Source organism: Agrococcus jejuensis, assembly GCF_007679035.1.
GTDB lineage: Bacteria > Actinomycetota > Actinomycetes > Actinomycetales > Microbacteriaceae > Agrococcus > Agrococcus jejuensis_A.
On sequence record NZ_VEFR01000001.1, the window covers coordinates 763323 to 777613 of the forward strand.

General features: G+C 73.6%; 11 protein-coding genes and 1 pseudogene. 7 read left to right on the plus strand and 5 right to left on the minus strand.

The genetic code is table 11. From position 1 onward, the window contains the following. The first annotated feature begins 46 nt into the window (after nt 1–46). On the plus strand, nt 47–1210 hold the full coding sequence (locus FS793_RS16725; RefSeq protein WP_144718616.1) for an NUDIX domain-containing protein: 1164 nt from the start codon (nt 47–49) through the stop codon (nt 1208–1210). On the opposite strand, the gene ftsY is transcribed toward FS793_RS16725, so the two are convergent. After that, nucleotides 1207–2076, minus strand: a complete 870-nt coding sequence (gene ftsY / locus FS793_RS03685; protein WP_144718619.1) for a signal recognition particle-docking protein FtsY — start codon at nt 2074–2076, stop codon at nt 1207–1209. The two genes, FS793_RS16725 and ftsY, sit on opposite strands and share 4 nt — an antisense overlap. A 211-nt stretch (nt 2077–2287) precedes the next feature. Here ftsY and FS793_RS03690 point away from each other — a divergent pair. The 3 genes and pseudogenes from FS793_RS03690 to FS793_RS03700 form a co-directional block, all read left to right on the plus strand. After that, a pseudogene (locus FS793_RS03690) lies at nt 2288–3250 on the plus strand (TerC/Alx family metal homeostasis membrane protein); the annotation flags it as partial. 358 nt (nt 3251–3608) lie between these two features. Beyond that, on the plus strand, nt 3609–4433 hold the full coding sequence (locus FS793_RS03695) for a DNA-3-methyladenine glycosylase 2 (protein WP_144718622.1): 825 nt from the start codon (nt 3609–3611) through the stop codon (nt 4431–4433). Between the two features lie 73 nt (nt 4434–4506). Beyond that, nucleotides 4507–4929 carry an NAD(+)--rifampin ADP-ribosyltransferase gene (locus tag FS793_RS03700; RefSeq protein ID WP_144718625.1) on the plus strand — a complete coding sequence of 141 codons (423 nt, stop codon included), beginning with the start codon at nt 4507–4509 and terminating at the stop codon, nt 4927–4929. A 145-nt stretch (nt 4930–5074) separates the two neighbouring features. Here FS793_RS03700 and FS793_RS03705 read toward each other — a convergent pair whose 3' ends face one another. Beyond that, nucleotides 5075–5989 (minus strand): DUF817 domain-containing protein, encoded by a 915-nt coding sequence (locus FS793_RS03705; protein ID WP_144718628.1) that lies wholly within the window; start codon nt 5987–5989, stop codon nt 5075–5077. Next, nucleotides 5982–7088, minus strand: coding sequence for a class I SAM-dependent methyltransferase (locus FS793_RS03710; protein ID WP_144718631.1), 1107 nt, complete (start codon nt 7086–7088; stop codon nt 5982–5984). The genes FS793_RS03705 and FS793_RS03710 overlap by 8 nt, the downstream gene beginning before the upstream one ends. A gap of 43 nt (nt 7089–7131) precedes the next feature. On the opposite strand from FS793_RS03710, the gene FS793_RS03715 reads away from it, so the two are divergent. The 3 genes from FS793_RS03715 (at nt 7132) to FS793_RS03730 (ending at nt 10448) form a co-directional block, all read left to right on the plus strand. Continuing rightward, nucleotides 7132–8460, plus strand: coding sequence for an FAD-binding oxidoreductase (locus FS793_RS03715; protein ID WP_144718634.1), 1329 nt, complete (start codon nt 7132–7134; stop codon nt 8458–8460). Between the two features lie 90 nt (nt 8461–8550). Further along, complete coding sequence (locus FS793_RS16095) at nt 8551–9228, plus strand: hypothetical protein (protein WP_186329300.1); 678 nt, start codon at nt 8551–8553, stop codon at nt 9226–9228. Between the two features lie 14 nt (nt 9229–9242). After that, nucleotides 9243–10448, plus strand: coding sequence for a hypothetical protein (locus FS793_RS03730; RefSeq protein ID WP_144718645.1), 1206 nt, complete (start codon nt 9243–9245; stop codon nt 10446–10448). Nucleotides 10449–10460: 12 nt separating this feature from the next. Here FS793_RS03730 and FS793_RS03735 read toward each other — a convergent pair whose 3' ends face one another. Further along, on the minus strand, nt 10461–10718 hold the full coding sequence (locus tag FS793_RS03735; RefSeq protein WP_144718648.1) for a DUF3072 domain-containing protein: 258 nt from the start codon (nt 10716–10718) through the stop codon (nt 10461–10463). 53 nt (nt 10719–10771) lie between these two features. Continuing rightward, entirely contained in the window at nt 10772–14254 is a 3483-nt protein-coding gene (smc, locus tag FS793_RS03740; RefSeq protein WP_144718651.1) for a chromosome segregation protein SMC, read from the minus strand. Nucleotides 14255–14291: the final 37 nt, after the last annotated feature.

Consider the following 14291-nt stretch of genomic DNA (forward strand, 5'->3'; position numbering starts at 1 on the left):
TCCGATGGTACCGGCGTCGGCCATGCGCGGTTGCTACCGTGCCCGCATGCCCACGCCCGACTTCATCCTGCGGCTGCGCGAGCACGTCGGCCACGACCTCCTGTGGCTCGCGGGCGCGACCGCCGTCATCCTCGACGACGACCGCGTGCTGCTCGTGCGGCGAGCGGACACCGGCGCGTGGACGCCCGTCACGGGCATCGTCGACCCGGGCGAGCATCCCGCGACGACCGCGGTGCGCGAGGCGCTCGAGGAGGCGGGGGTCGTCGTGGAGGTCGAGGCGCTCGTGCGCGTGCACGTCATCCCGCCGCGCACGTACGTGAACGGCGACAGCGCGCACTACCTCGACCACGTGCTGCGCTGCCGCTACGTCTCGGGCGACGCCCATGTCGCCGACGAGGAGTCGGTCGACGTCGGCTGGTTCTCCCTCGACGCGCTGCCGCCCATGAGCGACCGGATGCTCGCGCGCATCGACGCCGCCGTGTCGTTCGACGGCACCGTCGACCTGGATGGCGCGGAGGGCGTCGCGTCCCCGCGTGCACGCGACGACGTCGCCACGATCCCCCGCGACCACTACCGGCAGCTGCTGCTCGCCGCCGGGCAGGACCTCGCGGGGGCGTCGGCGATCGAGATCGCGACGACGGGTGCATTCGGCGGGCCGGGCCCGTCCACCACGATGCTCGTCGCGGACGCGTTCGCCGTCGAGCCGGTGGCTGCGACCGAGCTCGTCGAGGCGTACCTCGAGACGCTGCGTCATCGCTGCGCCGAGCGCGGCGTGAGCGCGCCGAGCCTCGACGACGTGGTGTCGGGCATCGCTCGCGACCATCACCCTCGATGCCACGCCCGCATCGACGTCGATGCGCTCGCCGAGCACCTGCGCGCCACGGTCGCGCCGCAGACGATCGCCATGCATCCGCGCCACCGCGCAGCGGTGCTCGACGGGTCGAAGACCGTCACGGTGCGCTGGCGCGAGCCGATCGCACCCGGGCCGGCGACGCTGACGTTCGACGGCGACGAGCGGGTCCGGGTTCGTGTGCGCTCCGTCGAGCGCGTGGCGCTCGCCGGTGTCTCCCCCGCAGCCGTGCACGCCGAGCCCGGCACCGACATGCGCGAGTACGTCGACCTGCTGCGCTCGCGGTACTACCCGGGGATGCCCGTCGACGCCATCCTCGACGTCGTCGTCTTCGCGCTCGACGCGGAGCCGTCTCCCTAGCCGACGAGCTGCTCGACGAACACGTGCGGCGTGAAGCCCGTGAGGTCGTCGATGCCCTCGCCCTGGCCGATGAGCTTGATCGGGATGCCCGTGCGCTCCTGCACGGCGAGCACGAAGCCGCCCTTCGCCGAGCCGTCGAGCTTCGTGATGACCAGGCCCGTGACGCCCGCGTGCTCGATGAAGGCCTGCGCCTGGGCGACGCCGTTCTGGCCCGTCGTCGCGTCGAGCACGAGCAGCACCTCCGACACGGGCGCCTGCTTCTCGACGACGCGGCGGATCTTGCCGAGCTCGTCCATGAGGCCGCCCTTCGTCTGCAGGCGGCCGGCGGTGTCGACGATGCACATCGCGATGTTCCCCGTCTTCGCCCGCTCGACCGTCTGGAAGGCGACGGATGCGGGGTCCTGCCCCTCGCGCTCGGGTCGCACGACCTCGACGCCGGCGCGCTGCGCCCACGTCGCGAGCTGCTCGACGGCGGCGGCGCGGAACGTGTCGGCCGCGCCGACGACGACCGACTGGCCGTGGCTCGAGAGCAGGCGGGCGAGCTTGCCGATCGTCGTCGTCTTGCCGACGCCGTTGACGCCGACGACGAGGATGACCGCGGGGCGCTCCTGCAGCGTGAGCGTGGGGTCGTACGCCGCGAAGCGCTCCTCGAGCCGCTCGCGCAGCATGCGCTTGAGCTCGCGCGGGTCGTCGATCATCAGCCGGGCGACGTCGGCGCGCAGCGCCTCGACGACCTCCTCGGCGATGTCGGGTCCGAAGTCGGCGGTGATGAGGGCCGTCTCGAGGTCGTCCCACGTGTCGTCGGTGATCGTCTCCCGCTGGAACATCCCGCGAAGCGCGTTCGAGATCGACCACCGCTGTGCCATGCCTCGATCGTACGGCGTCGCATCCGTGCACGGCGCGCACTGCCGAGCCGCCGACAGCGCTACGATGACCCATGCGAAGGGGAGTATCCCGGATTCGCCGTGAATCGTCAGCACGAGCCCCGGGGGCTCCGGTCACGGCGGCGTGCCTCAGCACGTGGGAGAGACGTTCGCCAGTCGAACGCACCCTCATCGCCTCTCGAAAGGCACTGCAGTGACCCCGTATCAGATCTTCGAGATCGTCTCGCTGACGCTCCTCGTCGCCATCCTCGTCGCCGACCTCCTCATCGTGGTCAAGCGCCCGCACGTGCCGTCGATGAAGGAGGCGACCGGCTGGGTCGTGCTCTACGTGTCGCTCGCGCTCGTGTTCGCGGGCGTGCTGCTGCTCATGGGCGACGCGCAGCACGCGGGCGAGTTCGTGACGGGCTGGCTGCTCGAGTACTCGCTGTCGATCGACAACCTGTTCGTCTTCATCATCATCCTGGCCCGCTTCTCGGTGCCGAAGGAGATGCAGCAGCGGGTGCTGATGATCGGCATCCTCATCGCGATCGTGCTGCGAGGCATCTTCATCCTCGTCGGCGTGCAGCTCGTCGAGCAGCTCTCGTGGGTCTTCTACATCTTCGGCGCCTACCTCGTGTACGTCGCGTACAAGCAGGCCTTCGGCGGCGAGGACGACGCGGGCGAGAAGGACAACCTCGTCACGCGCCTGCTCAAGAAGCGCGTGAACGTCACCGACACGTGGAACGGCGGCAAGGCCACGATCACGCAGAACGGCGTGAAGTACGTCACGCCCTTCCTGCTCGTGATCGTCGCGCTCGGCACGACCGACCTGCTGTTCGCGATCGACTCGATCCCCGCGATCTTCTCGGTGACGACCGATCCGTTCCTCGTCTTCGCGTGCAACATCTTCGCCCTCATGGGCCTGCGCCAGCTGTACTTCCTGCTCGGTGGCCTGCTCGACCGTCTCGTGTACCTGCACTACGGCATCGCGGCCATCCTCGGCTTCATCGGCGTCAAGCTCGTCTTCCACGCCATGGAGGCCAACGAGCTGCCGTTCATCAACGGCGGCGAGCCGATCGAGTGGGTGCCGCACATCGAGACGTGGCACTCGCTGCTCGTCATCCTCGTGTCGATGGTCGTCTCGGTCGTCGCCTCGCTCATCAAGCTCCGCATGGATGCGCGCAAGGGCGGCGACGGCTCGCTGCACCTCGGCCCCTCGGGTGCCGAGCTCGGCGAGGACGGCCACTTCCACATCGTCGACGCGACGGGCTCGTCGTTCGCGCGTCCGCTCACGATCGAGCCGCGCACGCAGGGCCTCATGGTCGTGGATGCCGAGGGCAAGCAGGCGCCCATCACAGACTTCGACCGCGACGTGCTGCGCGAGGCCGCCGTGGCGGACATGCCCGAGCACGCTCGCGACGCGATCCGCGACGACGCCCGAGCGGAGTTCGACGCCAAGGAGCGCGCCGACGGCGCCGCCGCGGCCGAGGCCGTGACCGACGACGGGCCCGACGCCCGTCGATGACGGTGCGCTCGTGACGACGCGGCTCGATCCCGCGCCGATCCTCGCGTGGCTCGCGCCGCGCGCGATCGCCGGGATCGAGCTCGTCGACGCGACGGGCTACCGACGCACCCTGACGACGCCGAGCGGCGTCGCCGTGGCCTCTGCCGCGGTCGACGCCCGCTCGGCGTTCGGCGTCTCGATGGGCGGGGGCGACGCGTCCGAGGCGGCGATGCGTGCGGTCTTCGCCGTCGACGTCGACGCCGCCGAGGCGGATGCGCGGCTCGCCTGGGCATCCGAGCGCCAGGACCTGCCGCTGCTCGCGACGTCGATCGCAGACGCTCCCCTGCTGCGCGCTCCCGGCTGCGCCGACCCGCACGAGATGGTCTTCCGCGCCGTCGTCGGCCAGCAGATCTCCGTCGCTGCGGCGACGGGGCAGCTGCGGCTCCTCGCGACGCTCGGCGACGCGCTGCCCGAGGCGCTCGACGGCCTCGAGCGGGTCTTCCCGACCGATGCGCAGGTCGCCGCGGGTGCCGTCGACGTGCTGCGCGGACCGATCGCGAAGTCGGAGGCCGTCGCCCGGGTGGCGGCGGCGCTCGACGAGGGCTCCGTCGTGGTCGAGCAGGGCGTCGATCTCGAGCGGATGCGCGCGCAGCTCGTCGCGCTCAAGGGCATCGGGCCGTGGACGGCCGGCTACGTCTCGCTGCGGCTCGGCGATCCCGACGTGCTGCTGCTCGGCGACTCGGCGGTGCGCGCAGGCGCTCGTCGGCTCGGCATCGCGGATCTGCCCGCGCTCGCAGCCGACGTCGCGCCGTGGCGCACGCAGCTCATGCTGCACTGCTGGCGCGCGTCGGCCTGACGCGCGGTCCGCGCTCCCCCGCACGAGCCGGGTGACGCTCGCGCCCCCGCTCGCCCGCGGGTACCGTGTCCGCGTGACCGCGCCGATCGACGACCGCCCGCTCTTCCACGGCACCGCCGCGGCGCTGCCGCCCGGCACGATGCTCACCGCCGGCTTCCGCTCGAACTACCGACCCGACGTCGTGATGCGGCACGTGTACGTGACGGCGCAGCGCGACGGCGCGGGCCTCGCGGCCGAGCTCGCGGCAGCGCTCGTAGGCGGCGACGCGACGCCCCACGTCTACGAGGTCGAGCCCACGGGAGCGCTCGAGGACGATCCGAACGTGACGGACAAGCGGTTCCCGGGCAACCCCACGCGGTCGTTCCGCACGACCGAGCCCGTGCGCATCGTGCGAGAGGTCGAGGACTGGACCCGGCTCACGCCCGAGGCGCTGCAGACGTGGCGCGAGCGGATCGTGGCGAAGGCGCCGGAGGATCGCGGCGAGATCCTGAACTGACGCGCGGCGGGGTTCGGGCCCGCGATGCACGCGCGCGGACATGCAGAAGCCCCGGCCGGCTCATGTCCCGGCCGGGACTGCTGCCAGCGTGCCGTGCGGGCGCGACGCGGACGTGGACGGTCGGCGGCGTGTCGGCGAACGCGCGTCAGCGGGCGTCGACGTTCGCGTCGCGACCCGCTGCATCCGCCGCATCCGGCGTGCGCGGACGGTGCACGAGGGTCACGAGCACCACCGAGATGATCATGAGCAGGAACCACGACACCACCTTCTGCGGCGATACCGGCTCCCAGCCGTCGACCTGGTTCGGGTAGGTCCATGCGCCCACGGCGGTGCCGACGTTCTCGGCGATCCAGATGAAGCCCGCGACGCCCAGGAACGGCACGAGCAGCGGCCAGCGCCACACGCGCACGTGCACGCGGAAGTGCATGACGGTGCGCGCCCACAGCACGAGCACCGCCACGACCAGCACCCACCGCGCATCCCAGACGAAGTGGTGCGTGTAGAAGTTCGCGTAGATGGCGGCGCCGAGCACGACGGTCGCCCACAGCGGCGGATAGCGCGTGAAGCGCAGGTCGAACATCCGCATCGAGCGCACCATGTACGACCCGACGGCGGCGTACATGAAGCCCGAGAACAGCGGCACGCCGCCGATGCGCAGGATGCCGTCGGCCGCGTACGTCCACGAGCCCACGTCGGTCTTGAAGAGCTCCATGATCGTGCCGACGACGTGGAACAGCACGACGACCCACAGCTCGCGCACCGTCTCGAGGCGTGCGACGAGCATCCCGACCTGGATGCCCACCGCGATGAGGACGAGCGCGTCGTTCGGGGCGACGGCGGCGTCGGCCGGCCACCACAGGCGCACGGCGACGATCGCGACGAGGATGAGGAAGCCGAAGACGCACGCCCACGCCTGCTTGAGCACGAAGACGACGGCGTCGACCGCCCAGGGGCGCCACCGACCCGAGCCGCGCGCGAGCACGGCGTTGGCTCGATCGTCGATCCACCGCTCGACGGCGGTGAACTCGCGAGCGTCGCCGCGCGCTGCGCGGTCAGGCACGCGTCGAGGCCGTGACCGTGAAGGTGGCGTCGCGGTGCACCTGCCTCGTGGGGCCGACGGCCCGCTCGAGCGCGATGCGGTAGCGCAGGTGCCCGTTCCACACGCACCACAGCTCGCCGCCGGGGCGCAGCACGCGGCCGGCCGCCTCGAACATGCGATGCGCGAGGCCCGTGTGCACGGCCGACTCGGCGTGGAACGGCGGGTTGAGCAGCACGACGTCGATCGACGCGTCGGGCACGGATGCCGCGGCGTCGTCGCGCAGCGTCAGCACCGTCGCTCCGTTGGCGGCGGCGGTCGCCGCCGTCGACCGCACCGCGGCGGCCGAGCGATCCGTCGCCGTGACCGTCGCGTGCGGCTGCGCGAGCGCGACCGCCGTCGCGAGCAGGCCAGAGCCGCAGCCGAGGTCGAGCACGGCATCCGCGCGCGGCAGGTCGCGGATGCGGTCGAGCAGCAGGCGCGTGCCGCGGTCGACCGTCGAGCCGGCGAAGACGCCGCCGTGCGCGACGACCGTGAGCGCGACGTCGTCGTGCCGCACGCTGCGAGGCCAGTCGAGCGCGGGCAGGTCGGGGCGCGGGGCGCTCGCGTGGAGCACGCGCGCCTTGCGGTGCGCGAGCGTCGCCGTGACGTCGCCGAGGTGGCGAGCGAGCACGTCGTTCTGCGTGCGGGTCATGTGCTTGACGCGCCCGCCGGCGACGATGCGCACGTCGGGCGCCGCGTGCCTGGCGACGAGGCCCGCGATCTCGTCGAGCGCGTCGAGCGAACGGGGCAGCTGCAGCAGCACCAGGTGCGCATCCGCCACGAGCGCGGCGTCGAGCCCGTGATGGTCGAAGCCGTGCAGACGCAGGCGGTCGGCGTTGGCGGCGAGCGCGCGCTCACCCGTGATGGGGTCCTGATGCACGCGCACGTGCGCCGCGCCCGCATCGAGCGCCCCGAGGGTGAGCGCGCCGTGCCGGTCGCCGATCACGACGACGTCGCGTGCGGCGAGGCCGCCCGGCAGCGCCGCGGCCTCGGCGAGGATGAGGGCGTCGGCGGCGTCGTGCGCCTGCAGGTCGGGCGACTCGACGTCGGGCCAGCGGCGCAGGGCGTCGAGGTCGAGCATCCCTCCAGCGTAGGCGTCGGGGGTGGGGTCTACCGTCGTCCGCATGGATGAGATCGCGCTCGTCGCAGCGCTGCGAGATCGGATGCGGGGAGCGGTCGTCGGCGCCGCCGACGAGGCCTGGGCCGAGGCGCGCCTGCCGTGGGCTCGCGCCGTCGACCAGCGACCGGCGGCGGTCGCGTCGCCCGTCGACGTCGACGACGTCGCGACGGCGCTCGCCGTCGCACGCGAGCACGGCGCGACGGTGGCGGTGCAGCCGACGGGCCACGGTGCCGTCGACGCACTCGAGGGCGCGATCGTGCTGCGCATGGATGCGTTCGACGCCGTCTCGGTCGACGCAGCCGCCCGCACGGCGCGCGTCGGCGCGGGCGTGCTCGTGGGCGACCTCCTCGCCGCGCTCGACGGCACGGGCCTCGTGGGACCCTCGGGGTCGAGCCGCATCGTCTCGGTCGCCGGGCTCGTGCTCGGCGGTGGTCAGGGCTGGTTCTCGCGCCTCGGCGGGCTCGGCGGCGAGTGGCTCGTGCGCGCGCACGTCGTGCTGCCCGACGGCACGACCGGATGGATCTCCGACGACGACGACGCGCTGCGACTGCTGCGGGGCGGCGCGGGGCTCGTGGCCGTGGCGACGGAGCTCGAGATCGCGCTGCACCCGGTCGTCGACCTGCGCGGCGGCACGATCGACGTCGCCATCGAGCGCTCGGCAGCGATGCTGCGCGCCGCGCGCGAGCTCGTCGACGCCGAGCCAGGCGTCGCGCTCTCGGTCGCGCTGCTCGCGATGCCCGACTCCCCCGTGCTGCCCGAGGCCATCCGCGGCCGCAGCTGGTGCAGCGTGCACGTCGTGCTCGCCGACGTCGACGCCGCCGTGCTCGCGCCGCTGCGCGCCGTCGCCGAGCCGCTGCGCGACGACGTCGGGCCCATCGCGCCCGGGGCGCTGCACACGATCGCGAACGACCCCGAGCAGCCCGGCGCCGGAGCGGGCTGGTCGGCGCTCGTGCCGCGCCTCGACGATGCGACGGTCGACGCGCTCGTCGCCGCCCGCGCCGACGCGGCGCTCGCGCCCGTCGTCGCGATCGAGGTCCGGCTGCTCGGCGGGGCGACGCCCGAGCGCCCGTCGCTCGTGCCGCAGCCGACCGAGCCGTGGATCGTGTCGTCGATCGCGCCGATGCCGCCCGGCGTCGACGGCGAGCCGCAGCGCACCGCGATCGCGAGCCTCGCCGACCGGCTCGCGCCCGTGACGAACGACCGCACGCTGCCGACGTTCCTCGCCGGCGGGCCGCTCTCGCGAGCGCTGCCGCCCGCGGCGATCGCCGAGCTGCACGCATGGCGCGACGCGCACGGGGGCGACGTGCTGCATCCCAGCCGCCTGCCGCGCTGACGCGCGCCGAACGCTCCGCGACGCGGCTGACGAACGAGTCGCGACGACGGTTGTGTCGCGCTCGCGCGACGTCGCGAGCAGGATCGAGCCATGCACCGCACGCTCCCCGTCGCTCGCACTGCAGCGCTGGCGCTCGCGGCGGTGGCGCTTGCTGCGACGAGCGGATGCGCGACGGCTGCGGGAACGCCGCCGTCGGTCACGCCGACCACCTCCCACCCGCCGACCGCGGACCCGGGAGCGTCTGACGCCACGACGGAGCTCGGCGCCGTGCCCCAGCCGCTGCCGGACGGCGAGGTGGCTGGCCAGGGCCTCGTGCTCGACGCGGGCACGCCGATCCTCTGCCTCGGCGACGTGGGGCTGTCCCTCCCGCCCGTGTGCGGCGGCGAGCCCCTCATCGGCTGGGACTGGAGCTCGCTCGACGGCTGGGAGTCGCGGGGCAGCACGCGCTGGGGCTCGTACGCGGTGCAGGGCACCTGGGACGGCGAGTCGCTCACGGTGACGAGCGACCCCATCTCGCTCGCGCTCTTCGACCCGGCGCCGATCGCCCCGCCGGCTCCGACGTCCTGCACGACCTCCGCCGACGAGCTGCAGCGCATCCAGCAGGTCGTGCACGAGGCCCTCGGGGACCGCGTGCTCGCGAGCGGGATCGCCGACGGGTGCCTCGAGGCGACCGTCGTGTTCGACGACGGCGCCGTGCAGCAGCATCTCGACGGCGTCTACGGCCCCGACGTCGTGCACGTCGTGAGCGCACTCCAGCCCATCTCCTGATCGAAGGACACCCCATGCGACGCCCTTCCCTCCTCCACGGCAGCCTCGTCGCCGTCGCCGCGCTCGCGCTCGCCGCGTGCTCGGCGACCTCGGGCGACGGCGCCGGTCAGTCGGCATCCGCCGACCCCGGCGCCGACCTCGGCACGCTGCCCGTCGCCGTGCCGCTCGGCGAGGTGCTCGGGCAGGGCACGGTCCTCGACGACGGCACGGGCCCGGAGCTGTGCCTCGAGGCCGTCGCGGAGTCGGCGCCGCCGCAGTGCGACGGACCGCCGATCGACGGCTGGGACTGGGATGCGTTCGCGGGCTGGACGGACGTGTCGGGGGTGCGCTGGGGCGCCTACGCCGTGCAGGGCACGTTCGACGGCGAGCGGATCGCGGTCACCGCCGATCCGATCGCCCTGGCGCTCTACGACCCGATGCCGATCGAGGACGAGCCGCTGCCTGCCGGCACGACCGACGAGGCCGTGCTCGGCGAGATCCAGGAGGTGCTCGCGGATGCGCTCGGCGAGCGCGCGCTCGGGAGCGGGATCGAGGAAGGCAGGCTCGAGCAGTCGGTGGTCTACGACGACGGCTCGTTGCAGGAGCACCTCGACACCGTCTACGGGCCGAACGTCGTGCACGTCGTGGGCGCGCTGCGCGACGTGGGCGATGCCGAGTCGAGCGCGACGCCGCTGCCCGAGCCCGATCCGACGGTCACGACCGACATGCTGCCTGCGCCCGCGATCCCCGCCGGCGAGGTGACGATCCGCGGCCTGGTCACGGACGACGGCACCGACGTCGGCATGTGCCTCGGCGACGTCGCGGCGGTGCACCCGAGAGCCGTCTGCGACGACCTGCTCGTCGCGGGCTTCGACCGGACGTCCGTCGCGGGAGGCGACGAGCTCGATGGCGTCTGGGCGGAGACCCTCGACCTTCGAGGCACATTCGACGGCACGACGCTCACGCTCACGCAGCCCGCCGCGCTGCCCGACCCCTTGGTTCCGCAGGGCGACGGCGGGCCGCCGCCGATCCTCGGCGCCCCGCCCACCGACGAGCTCATCGCGGTGCAGGACGCGGTCATCGCCGAGCTCGGCGATCGCGCGTTCCTCGTGATGGCGTTCGGCGACGCCGTCGTGGTGACCGTGCTCTACGAGGATGGCTCGCTGCAGGGCTACCTCGATGCGCGGTACGGCGCGGGCGTCGTCGACGTCGGGGGCCTCATGGCCGACGTCGAGGCGTAGCGCCCCGGGCGGTCAGGCGGACTCGCCGCGCCCCGTCTGCCCCTGCAGCCGGTCGATGTGCTCGGAGGCCTCCGCCTTCGTGAGGTCGGCGGAGATCTCCTCGCCTGCCTCGCGCGCGAGCGTGTCGAGGTAGCTGCGCTGCGCCGCGGTCATCGGCTCGTCGCCCGTCGCCCAGTCGCTGGGATCCTTGACGGCCGCATCCTGCGGGTCGGTCGCACCGAGCGTCTCGCCCTGCGTCGCGTCGGTCTCGTTCGTCTGCTCGTCGGTCATGCCTCGACGCTACGGCCGAGCACCCACACGCCGCGGGGGCTTGCGCGGGACCGCTAGGACGCCTGCGCCTGCTCTGCCTCGCGGGTCGTGCGCTGACCGACGACGACCGAGACGCCGTCCTGCTTCATCGAGACGCCGTAGAGTGCGTCGGCGATCTCCATCGTGCGCTTCTGATGGGTGATGACGATGAGCTGGCTCGTCTCGCGCAGCTGCTCGAACACCTGCAGCAGACGGCCGAGGTTGGCGTCGTCGAGCGCCGCCTCGACCTCGTCCATGATGTAGAACGGGCTCGGTCTCGCCTTGAAGATCGCGACCATGAGCGCGACGGCCGCGAGCGAGCGCTCGCCGCCCGACAGCAGCGACAGGCGGTCGATCTTCTTGCCTGCGGGGCGCACCGTGACCTCGATGCCCGTCTCGAGCATGTCCTCGGGGTCCGTGAGCGCGAGGCTGCCCGAGCCGCCCGGGAACAGCACGGGGAAGATCTCGGCGAACGCGGCCTTCGTGTCCTCGAACGCGGCGGCGAAGATGCCCTCCATGCGCTCGTCGAGGTCGGCGATGATCTGCTCGAGGTCCTTGCGGGTCGACGCGAGGTCGGCGAGCTGCTCGGTGAGGAACGCGTGGCGCTGCTCGAGCGCCGCGTACTCCTCGAGCGCGAGCGGATTGACGCGGCCGAGGCGGGCGAGCTTGCGCTCAGCGTCGGCGAGCTGCCGCTGCCACGACGCGCGGTCGAAGTCGTCGTCGGGCCCGTGCTCGGCCACGAGCACGTCCTCGTCGACGCCCAGCTCGGCGGCCGCGCGCTCGATGAGCGACGACAGGTGCAGGCGCTGCTCGTACGTCTCCATCTCGAGGCCGTGCACGCGCTCGGTGAGGGCGTGCAGGCGGTCGCGCAGCTCGGTCTCCTGACGGCGGAGGGTGCCGAGGGCCTCGGAGTTCTCGCGCCGCGACGTCTCGCGCTCCGCGAGCCGCAGGCGCGCCTCGGACAGCGAGCGGTCGACGGCCTCGAGCACCGGCGGCAGCGCACCGGCGACGCGCTCGGCGGCGGCGCGCTGACGCTCGCGGATCACGGCGCGGCGCGCGGCCTCCTCGGCCGCCTGCCGCTGGGCGACCATCTCGCGCTCGAGGGATGCGGCACGCTCGCGCTCGACGCGCACGCGCTCGCGCGCCGTCTCGAGCTCGATGCGCAGCTCGGTCTCCATGCCGCGCTCGGCGTCGAGCTCCTCGACGAGGCCGTCGCGCGCGGACGCGTCGAGGATCGGGCGCGGGGTCTGCTGGAAGTCGGCGAGCCGGCGCTCGGCGGCCTCGAACGCGGTGCCCGCCTCCGCGAGCCCCGCCTGCGCCTCGGCGACGGCCGCCTGCGCACGCTCGCGCTCGGCCGTCGCAGCCTCGAGCCGCGTGCGCACGCGCGAGCGCTCCTGGCCGCGGGCCGCCGACTCGGCGTCGTGGGCGCGCAGCGCCTCGAGGGCCTCCTGCGCGTCGGTGCGGCCGGCTTGCAGCGCCTGGCGCTGCTCCTCGACGACGCCCGCCTCGCGCTCGATCTCGGCGCTGAGCGCCTCGAGGCGTTCGAGGGCGGCGTCGCGGTCTGCGATGAGCTCGAGGCGCGACGCGGCATCCTTCGAGCCGCCCTGCACCCGGTGCTCGGTCATGACGTCGCCGTCGCGCGTCACGACGGTGACCGGGCCGTCGGCGCCGGCGAGGGCGGCGAGGCCGGAGGCCGCGGCCGCGAGGTCGTCGACGATCACGGTGCGCGCGAGGATCCCGAGCACGCCCGCAGGCGCCTCGACGACGTCGACCGCGGGGGTGGCGCCTGCCACGTTCGGCAGTCCGGCAGCATCGCGCGACGCGTCGCCCACGACGACGTCGACGCGGCCGTGGCCGCCGTCGCGCGCATGACCGACGGCGGCGATCGCCGCGTCGCGGCTCGACGCGAGCAGCGCCTCGCCGAGGGTGCCGAGCGCAGCGGCGATCGCGGCCTCGTAGCCGGGGCGCACGCGCACGTGGTCGGTGACGATGCCGTCGACGCCCGCGAGGCCGGCGTTCGCGAGCGCCGCCGAGGCGCTCTGCGCGTCGAGGGCGAGCGACAGCGCCGTCGAGCGAGCAGCGAGCGACTCGCGCTCCCGCTCGCGCGCGTGCAGCGCGTCACGGGCCCGCTCGAGCGCGGCCTGCAGCCCCGACACGGCCTCGTCGGCGGCACGCCAGCGCGCGCCGAGTGTCTCGGCGTCGCCGGCCTCGACGTCGTCGTCGCCCAGTGCGTCCACCGCCTGCTGCGCCTCGACGATGCGCGCCTCGGCGTTGGCGAGCGCCTCGCCGCGCCGCTCGACCTCCGTCGTGCGCGCCGTGCGCGTGGAGGCGGCGACCTCGACGCGCGAGCGGTGCGCCGCGAGCTCGAGGTCGTGCCTCGACACGAGTGCCGACTGCCGGGCGATCTCGTCGTCGAGCGCGTCGAGCGCCGCCCGCGCGAGGGCGACCTTCGCCGCCTGGCTGCCGAGCTCGCGCTCGCTCGTGCCGACGCGCTCGACGAGCGCCTGCGCCTCGGCGCGCACGGCCTCCACCTGGTCGGCGGTCACGAGCCGCGACGCATCCATCGCCTCGACCGGCTCGCCGAGCAGCGCGAGCCGCTGGTGCGCGAGCGTCGACAGGGAGTTGAGGCGCGTGCGCTCGCGCTCGAGGCCGTGCACGACCTGCCTCGCGCGGTCGACGTCGTCGCCGACCATCGTCTCCTCGAGCCGCGTCGCGCGCATGCGCGCCTGGTCGAGCTGCTCCTGCAGCACGATGCGCTCGCTCTTGCGCTCCGACTCGCTCCGCGCCGCCGACGCGAGCGAGTCGCGCAGGCGCACGACCTCGTCGGCGATCAGCCGGCCCTTCGCCTCGCGAACGGCGGCCTGGATCGACTGGGCCTCCTTCGCGATCTCGGCCTGCTGGCCCAGCGGCTTCAGCTGCCTGCGCAGCTCTCCGGCGAGGTCCGACAGGCGCGTGAGGTTCTGCTGCATCGCGTCGAGCTTGCGGAGCGTCTTCTCCTTGCGCCGACGGTGCTTGAGGATGCCGGCGGCCTCCTCGAGGAATCCGCGGCGATCGGTGGGGCTCGCCTGCAGCAGCGCATCCAGCTGCCCCTGTCCGACGATGACGTGCATCTCGCGCCCGAGGCCGGAGTCCGACAGCAGCTCCTGCACGTCGAGCAGACGGCAGGACTCGCCGTTGATGGCGTACTCGCTGCCGCCGTTGCGGAAGAGCGTGCGCGAGATCTGCACCTCGGCGTACTCGATGGGCAGCGCACCGTCGGCGTTGTCGATCGTGAGCTCGACGTGCGCACGCGACAGCGGGCCCGTCGTCGCCGTGCCGGCGAAGATGACGTCCTCCATCTTCCCGCCGCGCAGGGTCTTGGCGCCCTGCTCGCCCATGACCCACGCGAGGGCGTCGACGACGTTCGACTTGCCGGAGCCGTTCGGGCCGACGACCGCCGTGACGCCGGGCTCGAAGCGGAACGTCGTGGACCGCGCGAAGGACTTGAAGCCCTTGACGTCGAGGCTCTTGAGGTACACGCGGCTCCCGGGTGGATGGATCGCTCCCAACCTAGCG

What these genes read in the sequence shown, in the direction of transcription:
- FS793_RS03710 (WP_144718631.1), bottom strand. Translation starts at nt 7,088, where the DNA reads ATGCTCGACCTCGACGCCCTGCGCCGCTGGCCCGACGTCGAGTCGCCC.
- FS793_RS03735 (WP_144718648.1), bottom strand. Translation starts at nt 10,718, where the DNA reads ATGACCGACGAGCAGACGAACGAGACCGACGCGACGCAGGGCGAGACG.
- FS793_RS16725 (WP_144718616.1), top strand. Translation starts at nt 47, where the DNA reads ATGCCCACGCCCGACTTCATCCTGCGGCTGCGCGAGCACGTCGGCCAC.
- ftsY (WP_144718619.1), bottom strand. Translation starts at nt 2,076, where the DNA reads ATGGCACAGCGGTGGTCGATCTCGAACGCGCTTCGCGGGATGTTCCAG.
- FS793_RS16095 (WP_186329300.1), top strand. Translation starts at nt 8,551, where the DNA reads ATGCACCGCACGCTCCCCGTCGCTCGCACTGCAGCGCTGGCGCTCGCG.
- FS793_RS03730 (WP_144718645.1), top strand. Translation starts at nt 9,243, where the DNA reads ATGCGACGCCCTTCCCTCCTCCACGGCAGCCTCGTCGCCGTCGCCGCG.
- FS793_RS03715 (WP_144718634.1), top strand. Translation starts at nt 7,132, where the DNA reads ATGGATGAGATCGCGCTCGTCGCAGCGCTGCGAGATCGGATGCGGGGA.